General features: G+C 39.5%; 20 protein-coding genes. 5 read left to right on the top strand and 15 right to left on the bottom strand.

Translation table 11 applies throughout. The features are described 5' to 3' along the window. Positions 1-100 precede the first annotated feature (100 nt). Positions 101-1,102 (bottom strand): GGDEF domain-containing protein, encoded by a 1,002-nt coding sequence (locus tag AC27GZ_RS04380; protein WP_487093656.1) that lies wholly within the window; start codon positions 1,100-1,102, stop codon positions 101-103. A gap of 140 nt (positions 1,103-1,242) precedes the next feature. Between AC27GZ_RS04380 and AC27GZ_RS04375 the strand changes: the two genes are divergently transcribed. From AC27GZ_RS04375 to AC27GZ_RS04355, 5 genes are all read left to right on the top strand, one after another. Further along, positions 1,243-1,722, top strand: coding sequence for an NYN domain-containing protein (locus tag AC27GZ_RS04375; protein ID WP_487093654.1), 480 nt, complete (start codon positions 1,243-1,245; stop codon positions 1,720-1,722). A 20-nt stretch (positions 1,723-1,742) separates the two neighbouring features. Beyond that, entirely contained in the window at positions 1,743-3,116 is a 1,374-nt protein-coding gene (locus AC27GZ_RS04370) for an alanine/glycine:cation symporter family protein (RefSeq protein WP_487093653.1), read from the top strand. Between the two features lie 152 nt (positions 3,117-3,268). Then, the gene (locus AC27GZ_RS04365) at positions 3,269-5,077 is read left to right on the top strand and encodes an FAD-dependent oxidoreductase (RefSeq protein WP_487093652.1); all 1,809 of its coding nucleotides are present in this window, start codon (positions 3,269-3,271) and stop codon (positions 5,075-5,077) included. A 25-nt stretch (positions 5,078-5,102) separates the two neighbouring features. Then, on the top strand, positions 5,103-6,995 hold the full coding sequence (locus AC27GZ_RS04360; protein WP_487093651.1) for a 2-oxoacid:acceptor oxidoreductase subunit alpha: 1,893 nt from the start codon (positions 5,103-5,105) through the stop codon (positions 6,993-6,995). A 13-nt stretch (positions 6,996-7,008) separates the two neighbouring features. Continuing rightward, entirely contained in the window at positions 7,009-8,061 is a 1,053-nt protein-coding gene (locus AC27GZ_RS04355) for a 2-oxoacid:ferredoxin oxidoreductase subunit beta (RefSeq protein WP_487093650.1), read from the top strand. A gap of 20 nt (positions 8,062-8,081) precedes the next feature. Here AC27GZ_RS04355 and AC27GZ_RS04350 read toward each other — a convergent pair whose 3' ends face one another. Genes AC27GZ_RS04350 through AC27GZ_RS04285 form a run of 14 tightly spaced genes read right to left on the bottom strand, consistent with a single transcriptional unit; the run spans position 8,082 to position 21,825 of the window. Further along, on the bottom strand, positions 8,082-9,326 hold the full coding sequence (locus tag AC27GZ_RS04350; RefSeq protein WP_487093649.1) for an alpha/beta hydrolase: 1,245 nt from the start codon (positions 9,324-9,326) through the stop codon (positions 8,082-8,084). A 46-nt stretch (positions 9,327-9,372) separates the two neighbouring features. Next, positions 9,373-10,596, bottom strand: coding sequence for a beta-ketoacyl-ACP synthase (locus AC27GZ_RS04345; RefSeq protein WP_487093648.1), 1,224 nt, complete (start codon positions 10,594-10,596; stop codon positions 9,373-9,375). Beyond that, a complete protein-coding gene (gene fabG, locus AC27GZ_RS04340; RefSeq protein ID WP_487093647.1) occupies positions 10,596-11,327 on the bottom strand; it encodes a 3-oxoacyl-ACP reductase FabG in 732 nt (243 codons plus the stop codon). Before fabG ends, AC27GZ_RS04345 begins: the two co-directional genes overlap by 1 nt. 11 nt (positions 11,328-11,338) lie before the next feature. After that, positions 11,339-11,791, bottom strand: coding sequence for a hotdog family protein (locus AC27GZ_RS04335; RefSeq protein WP_487093646.1), 453 nt, complete (start codon positions 11,789-11,791; stop codon positions 11,339-11,341). A 19-nt stretch (positions 11,792-11,810) separates the two neighbouring features. Continuing rightward, positions 11,811-13,010 carry a beta-ketoacyl-ACP synthase gene (locus tag AC27GZ_RS04330; protein ID WP_487093645.1) on the bottom strand — a complete coding sequence of 400 codons (1,200 nt, stop codon included), beginning with the start codon at positions 13,008-13,010 and terminating at the stop codon, positions 11,811-11,813. A 2-nt stretch (positions 13,011-13,012) separates the two neighbouring features. After that, positions 13,013-13,663: a DUF3261 domain-containing protein gene (locus AC27GZ_RS04325; protein WP_487093644.1), complete on the bottom strand. Its 651-nt coding sequence runs from the start codon at positions 13,661-13,663 to the stop codon at positions 13,013-13,015. Between the two features lie 5 nt (positions 13,664-13,668). Beyond that, complete coding sequence (locus AC27GZ_RS04320; RefSeq protein ID WP_487093643.1) at positions 13,669-14,769, bottom strand: methyltransferase; 1,101 nt, start codon at positions 14,767-14,769, stop codon at positions 13,669-13,671. Positions 14,770-14,773: 4 nt separating this feature from the next. After that, entirely contained in the window at positions 14,774-17,071 is a 2,298-nt protein-coding gene (locus tag AC27GZ_RS04315) for an MMPL family transporter (protein ID WP_487093642.1), read from the bottom strand. Beyond that, on the bottom strand, positions 17,064-17,657 hold the full coding sequence (locus AC27GZ_RS04310) for an outer membrane lipoprotein carrier protein LolA (protein ID WP_487093641.1): 594 nt from the start codon (positions 17,655-17,657) through the stop codon (positions 17,064-17,066). The genes AC27GZ_RS04315 and AC27GZ_RS04310 overlap by 8 nt, the downstream gene beginning before the upstream one ends. 46 nt (positions 17,658-17,703) lie before the next feature. Further along, a complete protein-coding gene (locus AC27GZ_RS04305; protein WP_487093640.1) occupies positions 17,704-18,144 on the bottom strand; it encodes an acyl-CoA thioesterase in 441 nt (146 codons plus the stop codon). Further along, positions 18,137-19,684, bottom strand: a complete 1,548-nt coding sequence (locus AC27GZ_RS04300; RefSeq protein ID WP_487093639.1) for an HAL/PAL/TAL family ammonia-lyase — start codon at positions 19,682-19,684, stop codon at positions 18,137-18,139. Before AC27GZ_RS04300 ends, AC27GZ_RS04305 begins: the two co-directional genes overlap by 8 nt. Positions 19,685-19,713: 29 nt before the next feature. Continuing rightward, positions 19,714-20,670 carry a lysophospholipid acyltransferase family protein gene (locus AC27GZ_RS04295; protein ID WP_487093638.1) on the bottom strand — a complete coding sequence of 319 codons (957 nt, stop codon included), beginning with the start codon at positions 20,668-20,670 and terminating at the stop codon, positions 19,714-19,716. Next, a complete protein-coding gene (locus tag AC27GZ_RS04290; RefSeq protein ID WP_487093637.1) occupies positions 20,657-21,472 on the bottom strand; it encodes a glycosyltransferase family 2 protein in 816 nt (271 codons plus the stop codon). The genes AC27GZ_RS04295 and AC27GZ_RS04290 overlap by 14 nt, the downstream gene beginning before the upstream one ends. Then, positions 21,472-21,825: an ApeI family dehydratase gene (locus AC27GZ_RS04285; RefSeq protein WP_487093636.1), complete on the bottom strand. Its 354-nt coding sequence runs from the start codon at positions 21,823-21,825 to the stop codon at positions 21,472-21,474. Before AC27GZ_RS04285 ends, AC27GZ_RS04290 begins: the two co-directional genes overlap by 1 nt. Between the last annotated feature and the right edge of the window lie 5 nt (positions 21,826-21,830).

Genomic DNA, 21,830 nt, shown 5'->3' with positions numbered 1-21,830 from the left:
TGTATCAAAGCGCGAAGTTTAACATCTTCGCTGAATGACTTCAAAATTGCCTGATGATTAAGCTATCTTATAAGACGAACTCGTGGCGTGTTTTACTAAATTAAGCACAAATACAGCGGTTTCTACCGGTATTTTTTGCTTTGTATAAAGCGGTATCAGCTTGTTCGAATAAAGAGACCCAATTTTTGGCTTTATTATTTTGGGCAACACCAATAGAAACAGATATTGGTGGCAGATAGGTGTTGGTTTCACGTTGAATTAACTTCATTTTAGCAACACTATCACGAATTTTTTCAGCAACGACTTTAGCGGCATATAAATCTTTATTGGTCATAACTACAACAAACTCTTCACCGCCAAAACGAACGGCAATGTCTTGTTCTTCAGTATGATCTTTGATGGTTTTGGCAATACGTTGAATGACTTTATCACCAATAAAGTGACCAAACTTGTCATTAATGGCTTTAAAATGATCAATGTCGATGGCTAAGGAAGAGTGGGTATCTGTAAGACTTAAGGCTTGTAATTTCTCATCGCAGCCGCGTCTGTTTAGTAAGCCTGTTAATGAGTCAACCAAGGCTTCTTCGCGAGATGCTGCCAGTTGTTCTTTAAGCTGATTTATTTCTTTTTGTGTAGAGGTTAAATCTTGAGAAAAACTTTGATGCTGAGACTTTGTTTTACTTATGGTGTTAAATAAGTAGGTTACGATACTTTCTAGCGAGGCATGATGGTCCGTGTTTGTAAGAATTTTATCTAATTTTTGTAAGCTATCCGCGGCTTTATTTTCTTTAGTAATTTGCGTGCTTAATGTGGCAATAGTTTTGCTTAATGTCTCTTCAAACGGCGCTAAAACAGTATTTTCTACTTGTTGACTAAAAGACACATAACGTGAGAATAAATCGGCAAGAAAATCGGCGTTAATGGTTTCGCCTTTATGTAGCTGTCTGTCAATTGCAGCGGTTAACAACTCATTTTCATTACTGATGTATAAGTAAACAACGGCATAATTTGCTGGGGTTGGCGCGATATGATGACTAGATAAAAAATCGTGAGTATGTTCACTGAATTTAGAAGTGACTTGATAGTTATCTTCAAAAGACATAGGTTATCCCTAAGCACACGGTTAACTTGTTATTATTTTGTTAATATTTTAACGGTTTATTTCAGTAGCTACAAGGCTTTGTACAGAAAAAATGGCTATTGTTCGAACAATTTAGACTAATATCTTAGGAAGGGAATATTTTGCAGAAAATTGCAGTATTTGTTGATGTACAAAATATCTATTACACCACCAGAGATAGTTTCCAACGACAATTCAATTATCGACTTTTATGGCAAGAGTTAATGGCGCAAGGTGATATTGTTTTAGCCAATGCCTATGCTATTCAACGGAGTGATGATCAGCAGCACAAATTTCAGCAAGCTTTAAAGCACATTGGTTTTAATATTAAGTTAAAGCCTTTTATTCAACGTGCTGATGGTTCCGCTAAAGGTGACTGGGATGTGGGTATAACGATTGATGTGATGGCTGCCGCAGCTAGCAAGCAGATAGATACCATAGTATTACTATCTGGAGATGGTGATTTTGACTTGTTATTAACTCACGTGAAAGCAGAGCATCAGGTAAAAACCATTGTTTATGGCGTTGCTAATTTAACTGCTAATTCTCTGATCAATGCTGCTGATGAATATCATCAGATAGATCAAAGCCTTTTACTTTAACCGCAATAGAAACTATTTATATGAATGAATTAACAACTACTCTTGGAAAAATTGCTGGTTTTATGTGGGGGTTACCGCTGGTTATCTTATTGGTTGGTGGTGGGCTATTTTTCGTTTTTCACAGTCGTTTTCTTCCTTATCGCTATTTAAAACATGCTGTTGATATTACATTAGGCAAGTTTTCTAAAGAAGATAAAGCTCAGGGGGATTTAACGCATTTTCAAGCTTTAATGGTGGCGTTATCGGGTACGTTAGGGCTAGGCAATATAGCGGGCGTGGCAGTTGCCATAACTATTGGTGGCGCAGGGGCTATTTTTTGGATGTGGATAACAGCACTTGTAGGCATTGCCACTAAATTTTATACCGCAACTTTGGCAGTAAAATACCGCGGTTTAGATCGTAGTGGCCGCATACAAGGTGGTCCTATGTATGTGATTCGAGAAGGGTTAGGTAAAAAGTGGCTACCTTTGGCTTGGCTCTTTTGTCTTGGCGGTATGTTTGGTGCTTTACCTATTTTTCAAATTAATCAGTTAGTACAAGTCTTACGGGACTTTGTTGCTATTCCTCATGGCTTAGCAACCGCGAATGAGCACTTTAACTTTGATTTTATCGCTGGCTTATTATTGTGTTTACTTATTACATATATTGTTATGGGTAAGCTTGAGCGTTTAGCGAAAATTACCAGTCGTGTTATTCCTATCATGGTTATTTGTTATTTTCTCTTAACCTTAGGAGTGCTTTTGCAAAACTTTGCCGCTATTCCTGCCGCTTTTTCTTCGATATTTATAGGTGCATTTAGTGGCAGCTCTGTGGCTGGAGGTTTTATAGGTTCGGTTGTATTAGTGGGCGTGCAACGCGGGGCATTTTCAAATGAAGCAGGTATAGGTACCGAGTCAATGGCACATGGCGCGGCAAAAACTAATGAGCCAACGCGAGAGGGTTTAGTGGCAACCTTAGGACCTGTCGTTGATACCTTAATAGTATGTACATGCACAGCGTTAGCCATTTTGGTCACCGATGTTGGCGATTTAAAATTAACGGGCGTTAGTTTAACAGCGCAAGCCTTTGAACAAGCTTTCCCTAATGTTGGCGGTTACTTGCTAACTGTTGTGGTGTTTTTTCTGAGTACCAGTACAGTGTTAACCTTTTGGTATTATGGTAGTAAATGTGCGGAGTTTTTATTAGGGAAGCGTTTTGAGCAAGCCTATGTTTGGTTTTATTTATGTTTAATTATTGTCGGAGCCGTATCGTCTTTAGCGTTAGTCATTAATTTAATTGATATTATGTATGCGCTTATGGCAATTCCCACAATGATTTCAACGGTATTATTAGCCCCTAAAGTCACAGAACAAGCAAAAGCGTATTTCGAAAAAAACCAGCAACCATCAAAGTAATACAATTACTCAGGTTTACAATGCGCTTAAAATTAACCATGGTACTAAGGTATTAAATCAATTTAAAAATTAACAAGCTAAACTATAAAAATTAGGTTATAAAATATACAGTGACCGTTTCAAGTAAGTACTTTTTGTAAAAGGAGTAAACTTTGAAGAAAACTGATACCAGTAATTACCAACACTTTCTTAAAGTGGTTGATTGTCAGCAAGCCTGCCCTGCTCATACACCCGTTCCAGAATATATTCGATTAATTGCTGAAAAGCGCTATACCGATGCCTACTTGATTAATTGGGAGTCTAATGTCTTTCCTGGTGTGTTAGGTAGAGTGTGTGATCGCCCTTGTGAGCCTGCTTGTCGTCGCGGTCGTGTTGAAGAAACGCCCGTTGCTATTTGTCGATTAAAACGCGTTGCGGCGGATAATAAAGAAGATATCAGTGCTTATCTACCGAAAATTCCTCGTAAAAAAAATGGCAAACGTATTGCGCTAATTGGCGCTGGACCCGCGTCTATGACGGTTGCCAGAGATTTATTGCCACTTGGCTATGATGTTGTAATGTTTGAGCGTGACGCGAAAGCCGGTGGCATGATGCGCAGCCAAATTCCGGCTTTCCGCTTACCTGAAACCGTACTTGATGAAGAGTTGAACTACATCATCAATATGGGGCTTGAATGCCATTTTGGCGAAGAAATTACTTCATTGGATAAATTATTACAGGCGCACTTTGATGCTATTTTTGTCGGCACAGGCGCACCCAATGGCAGGTGGCTGAAAATACCTGGTCATGACCAACTTGACCCAAAAGCAACGCATCCACAAATAGATACCGGTATTAATTGGCTTGCCAAAGTGTCTTTTGAGCACTTGAAATATGACGAAGAAAACCCATCACCGAAAAAAGTTGTGGTATTAGGCGGTGGTAATACTGCTATGGATTGTTGCCGAACAGCGAAACGCTTAGGTGCGGCAGAAGTTACTGTACTCGTACGCTCAAGCTTTGAAGCAATGAAAGCTTCTCCGTGGGAAAAAGAAGATGCGGCGGCAGAAGGCATCACCATCAAGCCAAATTATAATCCGCTGGAATATAAGATAGAAAACGGCAAGTTGGTGGCTGTGTTATTTGAGCAGGTTGAATCTGTTTACGACAAAGTAGGTAACCGTAGTTTACAAGCGACAGGTGAAACTTTGTTGGTTGAATGTGATCAAGTGTTGGTTGCCGTTGGTCAAGATACCGCTTTTGATTGGATTGAACGTGATATCGGCATTAAATTTAATCAATGGGATAGTCCCAAGGTAAATAGCCAATCACTACAATCGAGTTTGCCTAATGTATTTTTTGGTGGCGATGCGGCTTTTGGTCCTAAAAATATTATCTCCGCTGTTGCCAATGGTCATCAAGCCGCAATTTCTATCGATTTATTTTGTCAAAATGCCGATCCCATCGAAGATAGATCTGACACTAGCTTCAATTTAGTCAGCCAAAAAATGGGTATTCATGAGTGGAGCTATCAAAGCGGTATTGATCATCAAGCCCGTAATTTAGTGCCACATATTTCTTGGGAAGAGGCTGTTAAAACCTTAAATACGGAAGTGGAATTAGGCTATGACGAGAAGCTTGCTCTACAAGAAGCTAGTCGCTGTTTAAATTGTGATGTGCATACGGTTTTTACTGAAAATACCTGTATAGAATGCTCGGCCTGTGAAGATGTTTGTCCGATGGATTGCATCAACTTTGTTGAAGAAACTACCGATGATAACGACATGGTTAAGCAATTTCGGGTTTCTGAGTTAAACACAGAGCAAAGTTTATTAGTTTCAGCGCCACTGAAAACAGGTCACATCATGGTGAAAGATGAGGATGTTTGTTTGCATTGCGGCCTATGTGCAGAGCGCTGCCCAACAGGTGCTTGGGATATGAAAAAGCTTATGCTTAATAATGTTAATGCCACAATAAAGTAGTACTTAATCAGCAAGGTCAATACTTATGACGAATAGTGTAATGAATAAAGACGTAGAAGCGGCGAGTAATGATTCGGTTGATAGTCCTTTACTTAACGAGTTTGTAGTACGTTTTGCTAATACTAATGGTACCGGCTCTGCCAGTGCCAACAATATGTTTGCTAAAGCGATATTAAGAATGGGCATTCCTGTTAGTGCTAAGAACATTTTTCCATCAAATATTCAAGGCATGCCTACTTGGTATGAAGTCAGAATTTCTGAAAAAAATTATTTAGGCCGGCGTGGTGGCAAATCAGAAATGGTGGTTGCCATGAATGCTCAAAGTCTCAATGATGACATTGATAGTGTCAAATCGGGTGGCTATTTACTGTATGATTCAAGTCGAGCTTTATTGGATAAGCAAATTCGAGCTGATATTAATTATTTAGGTATACCCATATCGAATATCTGTTTAAAAGAATACAACGACCCAAGGCAGCGACAGCTATTTAAAAATGTGATTTACGTAGGGGCATTGGCAGCATTATTGTCGATGGATTTTACCTTATTAAAGGGCTTAGTCAGAGATCAGTTTAAAGGCAAAGAAAAGCTAATAACGCCTAATATTTATGCCTTAGAGCTTGGGCATCAATATGCCAATGAGCATTTTATATGTCCTCTTGATATCAATGTTGCCACTCGAGATTTAGTCAATAATCGTATTTTGGTTGATGGTAATACTGCCACAGCACTCGGCGCTGTTTTTGGTGGCGCAACGGTGACAGGTTGGTATCCCATCACCCCTTCCACCTCAGTGATTGAAAAGTTCGCCAGTTATTGTCATAGATTACGTATTGACCCAGCGAGCGGTAAAAAGAATTTCGCCATAGTACAAGTTGAAGATGAATTAGCTGCAATAGGTGTTGCTATTGGTGCAGGTTGGAATGGCGCTAGAGCTTTTACCGCCACCTCTGGCCCTGGTGTGTCGTTAATGACTGAATTTTTAGGCCTTGCCTATTTTACCGAAACACCCATGGTTTTAGTCAATGTTCAGCGTTCGGGTCCGTCTACTGGCATGCCTACCAGAACCCAGCAATCAGATATTCTTGCCTGTGCTTATGCGTCACATGGTGATACTAAGCAAGTATTGTTATTTCCTGATAGCCCGAGTGAATGCTTTGAGTTAAGCGCACAAGCTTTTGATATTGCAGACCAATTACAAACACCCGTTATTATTATGAGTGACTTGGATTTAGGGATGAATGATCACCTCTCGGAAGCGTTTTCTTGGCAAGATGATAAAACCTATCAAAAAGGTAAGGTGTTATCAGCAGAGCAGCTTGATGAGGTTGAAGTTTTTGGTCGCTATTTAGATGTTGATGATGACGGCATTTGTTATCGTACTTTACCGGGAACTCACCCTGATAAAGGCGCTTACTTTACGCGTGGCACTTCGCGAAATCAATTTGCGGGTTATACCGAAAAGTCGGCTGACTATGTTGATAATATGGAAAGGTTGTCAAAAAAGTTTGCCACGGCTGTTCAGTATGTTCCTGAGCCTGAAGTCAAACAAGGTCAGAAAAAAGCACAGTTAGGGCTTATTTTTTTTGGTACGACAAGCCATGCAATTGTCGAAGCGACAGAGCAATTAAAAGAACAGGGATTAATTGCAGACAGTTTACGTATCAAAGCTTTTCCATTTCACCAGAGCATAGAAGATTTTATTGAAGAGCACTCCCTCAATAATAAACAAGTATTTGTCATTGAACAAAATAGGGATGCACAGATGAAGAGTTTGTTAGTGAATGAGCTGCAAATTGATCCAAATAAATTGGCGAGCATTTTGAATTTTGATGGCTTGCCAATAACCAGTTGTTTCATCGTTGAAGCGGTTTTAGCGCAACTATCAGCAAACCAAGTTAATCAAAAAACAGGTTAAGGAGTAGATACTGATGAGTTTTATAAAATCAACATTTCGCCACCCACGTCTACCTGTTAATGACTTAGGTTTAACCTATCGCGATTACGAAGGGGCATTATCGACGCTATGTGCTGGTTGTGGCCATGATGCTATAACTTCAGCATTAGTTCAGGCATGCTATGAACTTTCTATTCCTCCGCATGAAGTGGCTAAATTGTCAGGCATTGGTTGTTCATCAAAAGCACCAAACTATTATTTGAATAAAGCACATGGCTTTAACTCGGTACATGGACGAATGCCTTCTGTTGCTACGGGAGCGAATTTAGCGAATCAAGATTTATTATACCTAGCCATGTCAGGCGATGGTGACAGTGCTTCAATCGGCTTTGGCCAATTTGCTCACGTAGTGCGCAGGCAATTGAATATGGTTTACGTTGTGGCAAATAATGGCGTTTATGGCCTCACAAAAGGTCAGTTAGCAGCGACTGCGGATAAGGGCGTGAAAAACAAAGCCGGTGAGTTAAGCTTATTTTCTGATATTGACTTATGTGTTATGGCGTTACAGTTGGGAGCTAGTTTTGTTGCGCGAAGCTTTTCAGGAGATAAACAGCAGCTGGTGCCTTTATTAAAAGCGGCGATGAGTCACAAAGGCTTTGCGTTTATTGATATTATTTCTCCATGTGTCACCTTTAACAACCATGCTGGCTCAACACGTTCTTATGATTATGTTCATGATCATGTCACTACAGGTGCTGTTACAGATTTTGTGCCAATTAAAACAGAAATAACGAGTAGTAGTGCTAATGGGGAATGTGAAGATGTGTGTTTGCATGATGGCTCAATTATGCGCATTCAAAAACTAGATGATAATTACGATAGTCGTAATGCGAGCCAAGCCATTATGGATATAGAAAAGCATAAACAGGCAGGGAAAATTTTAACCGGACTTTTCTATTTAGAGCCAACAGCCAGTGATTTTCACGAAATTAATGATACCAACGACACGCCATTAAACCAGTTAAGTCAAGATGTTCTTTGCCCAGGAAACAGAGTATTAACTGGGATTAACGATAGTTTTAGATAATTAAGCCGTGCTCAGGTTAGTTAATCTGTTTTATTATTGATTCTAGCGTGTGTTGTTAATAGTTTATTGAATCGAGCGATAAAGTCGTCATTATTTAGTAACTCAGCATGTTGAGCATTAAAACCATAGACTTTTGTTGCTTCATCTTGAAGTGATAAAGATAGTTGACTATTTAACGGCACAACGCCATCACCTTCTTCTTCTGGTAAATATGAGAATACTAAATGATATTTTGTATCGTTAGGGATTTGCCATTGATGGACTTTTTTGATGTAGTCACTGTTGGTTGCTAAATCTCGCCATGAAGCGATGACAACGGGTGATACTTCTACGCCTGATTTTGCGCTATTCATGCCATATAAAGGGCTATTTATTGTCATATAAAATGAAACATTAAAACTCGCTTTTTGCTGTTGATGTTTCATTAAAAAGGATCGAGACATAAGCCCACCCATACTGTGAGTCACTAAATAGATATCTTTGAAGTTATACTCAGCTTCTAGTTGGCTTAATGCCTCGAGTAAATATTGACTAACCAGCTCTAATTGCACACCACTTGGGTAATAGAGTACCCAAGGTTGAAATTTGTCTTTATCTAGTTGCTCAATCATGCCTTTAAATTCGGTTGGGTTACCTAGCATGCCATGAACAAATACCACGGGTATTTTGCCTTTCTGAAAATTTTGTAGCATAAACAAACCACTACCAAGTTCATTGATAAACGTGATAGGTTGCCATAGGCCTAAGTCGGCATTTTCTGCTGAAAATATCGGATCATCGAGTGTCGTCACTTTGCCCATATTAAGCTGTGATTTCTCAATACGCATTTTAACTTTATTATTGTTGATATCTAATAAACCTGTGATGGTGATCTCAGGTAGCATTCGATGTTCATCTACATTTACTTCTATTACATCAAATAGATTTCCGGCTGAGCTATACACAGCTGACTTTTCATTTTTTTCTCTGGTTTCATTTCTATTTTCATCAATATAAGCACCGACAATATAGTTGCCAGGCAGGACGCTAAACTGATAGGCATTGTTATTATTCAGTAAAATTTGTTGTTGTTTTTCTAGATGATTTTCATGTTTTTTTAGTAACACAACATAGATTGGATATTCGGAATATTCCGTACTTACTGTTCCTGAAATAAAGGCTAGATCAGCTAACTGTTCTGATTGTTTTTGTATTTTGAACAGCGAACACGAACTCAGAGAAAAAAATATAAAACTTAAGAAAATAAGTAGCTTAATTACTCTCATTGTCTACAAACTCCATCTTTAAAGACATTTGTACGGGATAAAAGTATTAATATCTCTTGAAAATTAATGAGGTATTAATTCCACCAAATGCAAAGTTGTTTGTCATGATGAAGTCGGTTTTTAAGTTTCGTCCTTCATCTTGAATGTAGTCAAGATCTCCACATTGCGGATCAAGGGTTTGTAAATTGGTTGTCGGAGCAAACCAGTTATCTTTCATCATATTAATACTCGCCCAAGCTTCAATGCTGCCACAGGCACCTAAAGTATGACCAAGATAACTTTTTAGTGAACTGATAGGGATATTTTTACCTAAGGCTTTCTCTGTTGCTTGCGTTTCGGCAACATCGCCTTTATCTGTTGCTGTGCCATGGCCATTAACATAGCCAATATCGCTCGCTTGAATACCAGCATCTTCAATGGCCATTTCCATGGCTATTTGCATGGTATCGGCTGACGGTTGTGTTACATGTTGTCCGTCAGAGTTAGTACCATAACCAACAAGTTCAGCAAGAATGGTAGCACCACGTGCTTTAGCTGATTCATAACTCTCTAAGATAAAAGTACAAGCACCTTCGCCAATCACCAAACCATCACGATTTTTATCGTAAGGTCTTGGTGTCTTTTTAGGCGTTTCATTTTGAGTGCTGGTGGCGAATAGCGTATCAAAAACGGCAGCGATAGTGACACATAATTCTTCCGCGCCACCTGCGATCATGGCGGTTTGTTTGCCGTATTTTATTGCTTCGTAGGCGTAACCTAGCGCTTGTGAGCCAGAGGTACAGGCCGAACTGGTGGTATGCACACGCCCTTTTACACCAAAAAATACACCGACATTGACGGCGGTGGTGTGTGCCATCATTTTGATATAACTGGTAGAGGTGATACCTGTCATGCTTTTTTCGCTCAGTAAGTTAGCAAAATCCACAAAAGGAGCCGTTGAACCCGTACTTGAACCATAGGCAATGCCCATATCACCTTGCGTTAGTAATTCACTGTCTAGTAGATTTGCCTGTGCTAACGCTTGCTCGGTTGCAGTCGTTGCCATCAGAGATACACGACCCATAGAGCGGCATTGCTTTCGGGTATAATGTTTAGGCTTATTAAAATCTAACACGGGTGCTGCTAAGCGGGTATTTAACTCTTCATAACCATCCCATGGGGCATGGTATTGAATCGCATTTTCACCTTGTTTCAATTTTTTTGAAAAGTCAGGCCAGTTATCTCCTAATGCTGTAATGGCTGACATTCCTGTAACAACAACGCGATGCATTAGCTCAACCCTCCGTCAACACTGATCACTTGGCGAGTAATATAGCTGGCTCCTTGAGAGAAAAGGAAGTTGACTGTTGCAGCGACTTCTTGATCACTCCCCGCTCTGCGCATGGGTACTACTTGTTTAATGATTTCTTTGGGCATATCTTCTGTCATGTCTGTTTGAATGATACCCGGGGCAACACAATTAACGGTGATTTTTCGTTTTGCTAATTCTAAAGCCAGTGCTTTAACGGCGCCAATAAGGCCAGCCTTTGACGCACTATAGTTTACTTGTCCGCGGTTACCTAAAATACCTGAGACGGAAGAAATGGCGACAATTCTTCCGCCTTTTCGCAATTGGATCATCGGCATGATTAATGGGTGCACAACATGGTAAAAGCCATCGAGGTTGGTATGTACGACCTTATACCATTCTTCTTCAGTCATGGCTGGGAAGGCATTATCGCTGTGGACACCAGCATTACACACAACTCCATAATAGGCGCCAAATGCGTCGATATCGTGTGTTAATACGCTTCTACTTTGTTCGCTGTCTGCAATATTGAACTGAATAATGCGACTATTGCCATCTTGTTGGTGTAACTTAACCTGTGCTAATGTTTCTTCAGCCCCTTGCTTGTCGCTATGATAATGGACAACAATATCAAAACCGCTTTTGGCTAATTCAATGGCGATTGCTCTACCAATACCTTTACTAGAGCCTGTTACTAATACTGTGTTATTCATTGTTATTCCTGTCATTGATTAACATATTCTGCAGCGTTTTGAGGCTGATAAACATTGATTTTTGCTTGCGCTAAAATGGTCTCTGGCTGAAGTATATTCACGATTTTACAGTCAAAAACCGATAAGCCAGCCGCATCTTGTAGCAATTGTGTGGCATGCACTTGTAATGAGTCACCATGAGAAAAATAGGCAAGGTTAGGTTGGTATTTTCGAGTTCCCAATAAAAAGCCTAATTTGATTTCTTCATTTGCAGCTAACTCATTTGCGCCCGCTTTTGCTGCAATGCACTGTGCCATATACTCAATACCAATATAGCTGGGCACTCCTTGTTGCTTAGCGCAGTAAAATTCACTCTCTTTGGTAATATTTACTAAGACGCTGGCACTATCCTTATCAAATGAAATTAATTTATCCACTAAGCGCATTGGCATTCTATGCTTAATGACTTCTTCAATATCATACATACATGGTAACTCTTTCAATTCAGTTTAAGCCGATACTGCTTGATAATATCAAGCTAGCATTGTTGCCACCAAAAGCATACGAATTTGACATGCAGTGCTGGATGGTTTTGCTAGGTTGATTATTGCTTGCTAGTAAGTTTATTTTAGCAATATTTGTATCTATATCACCTGATATTGTCATCTCAGGGTAACGATTGGCGCTATTATATTCACTTAATAATAACCAACACAATCCTGCTTCAATGGCACCAGCTGCGCCCAAACAATGGCCGTGTAGTTGTTTACTAGCACTACAAGGCGTTGCGTTGGTAAATACTTGTGCAACAGCTTTTGCTTCCATAGCATCGTTTTGTACTGTACCTGTGCCATGTAAATTTATATAACTAATGGCTTTAGGAGGAAGATTTGCGTTTGTTAATGCCGATTTCATTGCTTGTATAGCACCTTTTCCTTCAGGGTGTGGTGCTGAAATATGATGAGCATCACTACTTTCGCCGAAGCCTGTTAATGCAACATTGCTTGCTACTTTGCTCATGATAAATAATGCAGAGCCTTCGCCGATATTGATGCCACAACGTTGTGACTGAAAGGGTTGTGTAGGCGACTTAGAAATAGATTCTAAGGCATTAAAGCCCTTGATAGTCATATGACATAAACTATCAACACCACCGGCAATGACTATATCGGCTAAGCCATTACGCAATAATCGTTGAGCACTAATTAATGCTTTGGCGCTAGAAGTACAGGCGGTAGAAATAGCATAAACGCTGGCATTGGCACCGGCTAATTTGGCAATAAAATCTGCTGTGGCTCCCATTTCTTGCATACTGTAATGGTAATCTTCATGATGCCTTTCGCTAGACAGGTACGCTTTCATCGATTGTTCGCCACTGGCAATACCTGAAGTGCTGGTACCTACAACAACAGCGATATTGATAGTGTCATTTTTTTTGCTAAGGCTGGATTTTAGTTGAGCGAGTGTTTTAGCTATTTGCTCGAACGCTAATAGGGCTAATTGATTATTGCGACTGTTTTGAAAATCGCCATATTGACTTAAATCAGGCATTGGTTGTTGTACTTCACCAATAACAGTATCGACACCAAAACGATTATCTTGTTGCATCATATCTTGTTTGCCCGCAAGAAAATTAGCTAACACGGTTTTTTTGTCAGCGCCAAGAGAGCAGGCGATACCGAGATCATTTAAATAAATTGTCATGGCTAATGTCCCACTATGTCCAGTGTTGTATTTTGTGCCGGTTTTGCATTACTACTGCTACTGTCAGGCACGTTCTGGGTTATTTGCCAGCGCTCAAGTTCTTCAATGGTAATAGTATAATCTTGCTTAAGATTGATTAACTCGCTGATGTTGTTTTGTTGTTTAATATGATAAACAGCTTCACCGTCACTAATGATGGCTTTTTTATTGTCAGCTACTTGCTTGAGCTTAGCATTAACTAACCCTTGAGAAGCTTGCTGTGTTGGCCAAAGCACCAGTTGTAATTCAGCCAATACTCTTTCTGGCTCAATGGCTATTTTTTTACTGCTCTTGAGTGTACCTAATTCAGTGTGCCAGTTCAGGTTAAACAAGGATAAGCCTTCAACTGTCATCCCTGAAATCAGTATATTTTCAGGTGACATTTCCACTTGGATTAAAAATTCATGCTGTTTATCTCGCTCTTTAACTTTGCATAAGGCTAGGATACCAGTATGGGTTAAACTCGCAGGGATTGGTTGTAAGCGATAATTAACATGTTCAGCAAGCACAACTTGTTGAACATTACTTGTTTTAGTGGCGCAGGCGGAAAGTATGCATGCAAAACAAAATAATAAAGCTAATTGTTTAATATGAAACAATATAGTATCCATCATGGGTATTAGTCTTGATTAGCTTTGCGGCACACTAATAAACTGTGGCCTAAACCAATATCATCTATTTGCTGTTCTATTTGTAAACCGCTGTTTTCAACGAGAGCGATAAATTTATCAGCGGCATACATACGACTGTTACCATTGGCAAAACAGGTAAAATAGAGCGACGTAGCATTTAAGCTAAAGGCAGCAGCATCAAACTTTTGTGCGTCCCAAAAGGTTTCTAAAATTAATACCCGTTGTTCACCGGAAATCCCCTTAGCTACATTGGTTAAAATTGTCTTTATTTGAGGCTCAGAAAAACAGTCTAAAAATTGGCTCATCCAATAAACATCCGCGTTTTCAGCGAGTGTTTGTGTTGGATCTAGCATGTCACAAGGAAATGGGTGAAAGCGATCCGCCAAACCTGCTTCAGTAATGTTTTCTTGCGCTTTCGCTAATTGTGGAGGTAAGTCCATAATCGTCACTTCTACGCTACTATCATGTTGTAGACACTTAGTGGCAAATCGACCTGTATTACCCCCGATATCAACAATATGTTTAGGCTTATTAACAAAGACTAAAGGTAAAATTTCATCAAAAGCATGATCAGAATAGAAATGATCAAAGGCAAACCAACTTGCTCTAGTTTTATCTGGTAATTCAGGCAGGTGAGGGTATAGGGTTGGCCAGTCGCCAAAGACTTTTAATCCTTCTGGTTTACCTGTTTTAATAGACTCAGTAAGGTTAGCTAAACCCTGGTAACCAAAGTGCTGAGTGAAGTCAAAATTAACGATAGACATTTCATCGTGTAATAGAAAAAATGCGACTTTAGTTAAGCTATAGCGTGCGGCTTCTGATTTATCGTCTTGCTTTGTTAAAGTGACTAAACCGCACGTTAACGCAAAATCTAATAAAACGCTGACACCATATTCGCTGACCTTTACCGCTTCAACGATAGCGTTTAGTGATACACCGTTACGTCTATTTTTATCAATAAACTGTAAAATGCCTAATTCTTTCAGCGCAACCGTTGCTTGGAAAATATAAGGGGAAAAAGCGATATGCTGTGCCATAGACTTAGCGTCTACTGCTGATAATTCAGCTTGTTCTGGCCGTTGTATCATTTGATTACTTCCGTTGTTGATTTATTTTTGTGAAGGTTAAAGGGGTTAAGTGGCTCAGTAGCCATGCTAAAGAAATACCAATTAATAATGTTAAGCCAAAGCTACTCACGGCAGGTGTTGTACTGTATGACATAACACCAAAGGTTAAAGCCGATGAAAGTGCGGATAAACTGATGGTATGACTGATGATTTTATTGACACCATGTGCCTTAAAAAATACCACATAATCAATAGCTAAGGTGATAATAAGTAAGCAGGCTAGTAGATTAAAAATATTCAAACTGCCTTGCATTGATTGACTAATAAACAGCGCAAGCCCTGCAGATACAGTAGGAACCAATAACATTACGGCTGCACTTGCTAAACCAAAGTACATTGTTAGTACAATTAATATTATTGCCAGTGCGGGTAATGCTATGTGTAAAATATTTTCTCTGACCTCACTTAACTGTTTCGATAAAGCTCGTGGCAAGTTGATATATTCAGCATGTGGATCTTGTTCAACTATGTCTTTTTGTTGTGTTGATAAAGGCGCATTCAGTAGTAAAGCGCTCCAGTATTGGCTGTTAATTTTTTGAATGTCTACGCCTGTATTTTCACGTAAAAATTCAGGCATTAATGTCAGTGGTTGAGCATTTTTTATTGATGCTTCAATGGTGTTAGCATCAATATAAGAAGTAATACCATGGTAATTATTGGTTTGCCAATTTGCTTTAACTAAATCAATATTTTTTTGCTGCTCTGCTTGAGACAGTTGCCAGTCAGCAATACTTTTTACGATGGCGCCTTGTGAGCGCAATGCTGTGGTTAATTGCTGGCTATTATCCAGCAATGTTTCTTGATTTTCCCCTGTTACTAGCACCATATGCGGATAAACATTATCACCCGTTAAGCGAGCGACTTTTTGCTCCTCGTTTATTAAGGCCGCGGACTTGGTATTCAAGTGGGTAATATTATCGTCAAAATTGATTGCGGATAAGCTAAAGGCAAACGCTAAGGTTGCAACGCAAAGATAGATGAAATGCTGTTTAGGTAACACAGCAAAAGAGCTTCCTTCGCGTTTACAGTGAATATTGGGTAAGAGTAATAAGGCACTTAAATAAGCGCCAAATAAGCCAAAGCCAACAAAAATAACAACTTGATGTAATAAGCTAATTGGTGTGGTGAAAAATAGACTATAGCCTGCAATGCTTGATACTAACGCTATGGTGAGTGGCAGGAAAACTTTTTGTCGAATATGGTTTGCAGAGTCTGTTGTGTACTGCTTGAGCACTAAGACATGAAAGCCGTAATCTATCGCTATCCCTAAAATACTGACAGCAAACACTAATGCTAATAAATGTATTGAATTAAACCACAACGTGAGTGCTGTTATACCTACCAGTAATGCTGTGCCAATAACCAGCAAGCAAGCTATTAAGGGGGCTATTGCTCTAAATGCCAGTAAAATAATGACAATGACCGCAACCAAAGAAAGTAAGCCAAAGCTGCTTATTTCAGATTGTGCTTGTAAACTTGCCGCCGCTGAATGTAACACCATGCCTGTCATGAGCACTTGGCTTGTGTTTTCCTGTTTGTTACTAGCGTGGTATTTTAGCTTAATGGTTTGCAATTGCTGGTAAATACTTACTGAATCACGAATATTGAGATGACTGGCTTTAATACTAATAAAAATCGGGATATAGCTTAGTTTGTCGCCTTTTAGCATGAATTCTTGCTGGTTAAACTGCCAGTTAGCAGTATTTTGTTGTTTATCTAACAATCGCTCTTTTAAAAAAGTCGCCAGAGTTAAAGTGGTATCTTTTGGTAATGACTGGCTAACAATAGGATCTGCCCATTGATTTAGTAGAGCAAAATATTCATCAGAGAGTGTTTGAGAGTCATTGTTCGTTAAGGCCTGCTCTAAAGTGTTTTTTTGTTTGCTTGATAAGTAACTATAAGGTGAGGTGCCATAATAGTTGATCAACTGTTGTAATTGAGCTGAATGTATTGGATTGCTATACATACTTGCCAACCAAGGCTGCTGTGTTAGTTGTGCTCTGATATCGCTCGCTATAATGGCAGCTTGTGAAATATCTTGGTGACCAACAAGCAAAAGCAGTTTGTTTTGATAATGCTGGCTCAAGGCAATGGCGGCTTGATTTTTAGGAGAATTAATTTCAAGGGCCGCGAGTAATCCGGCATTGTATTCTTGCTCACTATTAGTGAATTTTACCAACAACATTGAGATACATACGGCGACTAATAATAGCCATAACATAATGGATATTTTGGGGCTTAACTGCCTTAGGCTTCTAGTCAAAATAAGCCAACTCCTCTGGGCTTACTTTATCAGAGGATAAACGTAGTTGGATGTCAGTTTTATTACCGTTTGCTTCAATTAATGTGATATTGGTGGGGATGTTATGCTTCTGCTCCACTGTGTCTGTACAAAGGTTGATTTGCTTAAACAAGCTGGCCAAAGTGTCGCTTTTTGGCGTTAATGCTAAACAAGTTTCATTGCTATTGTTCGAGGCAATTAATTTTTCACTGATAAAAAAACTAGCCAGTTTTTGTTCATCTGCAGTAAATAGCGCTAAAAAGAAGTCATTGTCGAGTTGTGCTTCTTGCTGTTTTGTACCCTGTTCATCTATTTTATAAACGCCGTTTTGTGAGAAGAATTTCAATGAGTTTACTGGCTTTTGGGTGTGCCAAAGTAACCCTTTATTGGGCACATAAACAAAGCTACCTTCAGAGTTAAAAGGGCGCTTTAACGGCTTTATACTTTTGTTTTGGCTAAACTCGCCTTTTAAAGGTTGTAAATCAACAACCTTAGCCGTATCTAACTCTCCATTTGCCGCGTGTATTAACGACGTTGTCGAGCATAAAACCACCGTAAAGATACTCATTAAAATTTGCTTGATTTTGGCTAGGCTTATCACGGCTAATTTCATCTTATGCTTCTTTTAATTCATTGAGTAAAGGTTGTAACTTTTCAAGCAAAATAGCCGGAGACTCCAGTTGTAACTCTTCCGTTGTTGTACACACAGCGGCTTGCACTGTATAGCCTTTAGTCAATTTGGCACCTGTTGCCTTGTCTGTAATGAGGTAATTAATTTTAATTCTGTGCTCAAACTCCACTAGCGAAGCTGTAACCGTTATCACTTGTGAAAACTTCGCTGAGCCGACATATTTCAAGCGCATATCAACGATAGGCCATAAATAGCCTGATTCTTCCATATCTAGGTAATCATAATTGAATAAACGCAGTAATTGACAGCGAGCTACTTCGAAATATCTAGGGTAGTTGCCATGCCAGACAATATTCATTGGATCACAGTCGTGAAACGGTATTTCGATATCAACGGCTGTGGTGATGTGTTTTTGTTTACTCATACAGTGACCAACGCTGTTCTTGAATATAGTCAACGGTTGCTCTTAAGACGCCTTCGAGTGGTCTATCTTCAGTAACCAGCTCAAAAAAACTGCCAATATCATCGAGCATTTCGATAATAGGCTTAGATAAGGTATCACGGTTTAGCTCACCTTGTTTAATACGTAATGTTAGCGCTTGATAGCTTGCTAGTAGTGTTGCAGCAACCACTTGTTCGGTTAATTGTAAAACACGTAAGCAATCTCTTGCGGCGATTGTACCCATACTAACTTTGTCTTGATTGTGACACTCGGTAGAGCGAGAAAATACGCTGGCTGGCATGGTGAGTTTAAGGGCTTCTGCTGTCCATGCTGAAGTGCCTATTTGTACCGCTTTAAAACCGTGGTTTATGGCTATACGATCTGGCTCAGCAGCAGATAAGTTAGCTGGTAAACCATTGTTATACTTAACATCGACTAAACTTGCCATTTGACGATCAAGTAAATCAGAAATATTCGCTATTGCGGTTTTCATGCTGTCCATTGCCATCGCAATATGACCACCATAAAAGTGGCCACCGTGTAATACATGCTCACCAATACCATCAATTATAGGGTTGTCGTTGGCGCTGTTGAGTTCATTTTCAATAAATTGCCTAAGCCAAGGTAATGAGTCAGCCAGTACACCAATCACATGTGGCGCACAGCGTATTGAATATCTGTCTTGTAAACGATGAGAATTTCTTGGGTGATGATGATGATGTAAGTCGTTTTGTATCCAAGCCGCTACATCAGCTTGACCTTGGTGTGGTTTAACTGAAAATAAAATATCATCAAAATGATTACTATTCCCCTTCAGCGCTAGGCTGCTCAATGCGGTTATGCGGGCGCTTAGTTTCGTTAGGTAGGCGGCGCGATCAAAAGCTTGGCACGCCAGGGCAGTCATTACTGCGGTACCATTCATGATGGCAAGACCTTCTTTAGGGCGTAATGAAATAGGATTAAGTTTTTCTTTGGTCAATGCCGTGTTCGCAGCGACTTTTTGGTCTTGATAATATACCTCTCGCTCACCACAAAGTGTTGCTGCCACGTAGGATAATGGTGTTAAGTCACCACTGGCACCCACAGAGCCTTCTTGAGGAATGACAGGAATAATATTTCGATTCAAAAAAGTGGTAATTTGCTTGAGTAGTGGCCAACTGACGCCGGAATAACCTCGGCTTAATGACGCCAGTCTGGTGGCTAAAATAGCGCGCCCTTGCTCTGGGGTAAAATAATCGCCCAAACCACAACCATGAAATCGGGTTAAATGTAGTGGTAACTCATTGGCTAATTTAGCAGGAATCTCTACAGTGCAAGATTCGCCGTATCCTGTAGTAACACCATAAATTACGCCATCTTCTTCTAGTAATGTATCTAAGAAGGTAACGCCAGCATTAATTTTTTCTACAAATTCTTTATCATCACTTAGTGCAACTTGCTGCTTATTTTTAGCAATGGCCACTATATCTTCGATCGTTAATGCGGAGGCACCAAAGATAGTGGTGGCATTATTTTCTAACATATTTAAATCCTACTTATTACGACTGCGCGCTAGTGTTTTTCTCTACTAATATTGTCTTGTTGCCAAAAATCAAAAAAATTAAACCATTGTAATGGGTATTGTGCACAATATTTTTCTAAGGTTTTTGAATAACGACTTACTAAGGTGTTTAAAGTCTCTTCACGTGATTTTCTTGTCCATTTAATGCCAGCAGATAACTCTTCAAAAATTAAGTTATATGCCTGCCCTTCTGCTGTTTTGGTTTTTAAGCAAAACATCATTAAAACAGGGCACTGTAAAATGCCCGCCAAAATAAAAGGCCCTTGGGAAAAAGGTGCTTTTTCGCCTAAAAAATCACTATGAATAACACGGCCAGCGACTGTGGTTGAGGTTCTATCACCGGCAATAACAACATATTCACCTTGTGCTATTTTTTCTTGTAGCATAATAGCAAGATCTGGTCCTAATGCAGTGACTTCAATTAAATTTACTTTAACATCACTATGTAAACTGTTAATAAAGTCATTAAACTTTTCAGCATGTTCGGTAAATACTATAACATTGAAGCAAGCGGCGGCGTTAGCTTGGGCAAGTGCTCTGCATACTTCTAAATTACCTAAATGAGAGCCGATGATTAGCGCGCCTTTTTTTTGCGCTAATAACGGTTCAAAAGCATCATAATTAACATGATTAATTGATGACATGGTAATTTTTCCTAACCAAACATCTACCTTGTCTAACGCGGCAAAACCCATCATTAAAAAGTGTTTATAGCTCATCCATAACGAAGGTTTTTGTGGTAAATAACCCGCTTGATGCATTTTATTAAGGTACTTTTGTGAGGCTAAGCGACTGGTTTTTCCGGTGACAAAAAAATAAAAAATGATCGGATACAGCAAGATAATAGCGAGGTATCGCCCACCGAACTTATAGCAAGTGAATAGCGTTTTCAAGCCAAGTAAGGAGCCGCGCTCACGCATTGATGACCAATGATTATTTGTCGTCATGAGTATTTCCTGACTGGGCTGGTTTTGTTGTGTTTTCTCGTGCTTCATCAACATTTTTATTCACTAAACGTTGCGCAAGTAAATAGGGTGAACGTAGTAACATTCCAAAAACTAAACGGGTATGTAGCCAGCTGATAAGTATATTGTCGTGCAAAGCTCTAAAGTGAGATTGACCATCTTCAGGGTAGTTAACTTTTGTAGGGACAAATTTAATGGCAATATTACGCCAAAATAAGCGCACCATGACTTCAATATCAAAGTCCATACGCTTCCCTAAATTAACTTGTGTTAATAATTGGCAAGTTGCTGTTAATGGGTAAACACGAAAGCCGCACATGGTGTCTTTTACTTGCAGGGATAGGGTTTCAATATGCACCCAAAAATGTGTGATTGAGCGACCCCATAATCGCCCCTTAGGAATAGTGTCGTCATAAATAGGTTGACCGCTAATTAAGGCATTGGGATGTTGAGCTGATAATTGGAGTAAAGCATCAATATCATTGAGATCGTGTTGGCCATCAGCGTCTACTTGTAGTGCGTGACTATAACCAAGCTGCTCTGCGGTTAATAAGCCTGAAATAACCGCACCACCTTTACCTTGGTTAATATCATGAGTGACTAAGTGAATTTTGTCATTACTGTGACTTAATTGCTGTAATACTTGGCGATGAGTTATTGTACTTGCATCATCGACTAAAATAACGCTGAGCCCTTTTGCCAATAAACTGTCGACTATTTGGGCTATTTTATCGCTATGATTGTAGCTAGGAATGACAGCACAAGTGCGTTGGTTTGCTTTCATTAGGCAAGTTCAACTCTTGCAGAAGAGTACTTTTCATCAGCGTCGCTATAACTAAAGGTAAACTTGTCTGGTGACTTTTTGATGATTTCTAATTGCACATTCATGTCTGGTAAAAGTAGTTTTTGAAACTTTAACACGCTGACATTAGTCACATTTCCTTGAAGGTTTAAATATTCACGTGCAAACGTTACCGCCCAATCTAATTGCACCACGCCTGGAGCAATAGGCGTATCGTCAAAATGTCCTTTAAAGCAACGTAAATTAGCATTGATGGTTAAATGCAAAATGACGCCGTCATTGCTTTGTTCAATTGAGTTTATTTGCGGGAGTATCCCCAGCGTTGTGCTATTCATTCAAT

The sequence above is a fragment of the Colwellia sp. SU-HH00943 genome (assembly GCF_057546125.1).
Note: the sequence above shows the minus strand (reverse complement) of the source record. Positions and strands in the feature narration are given on the sequence as shown.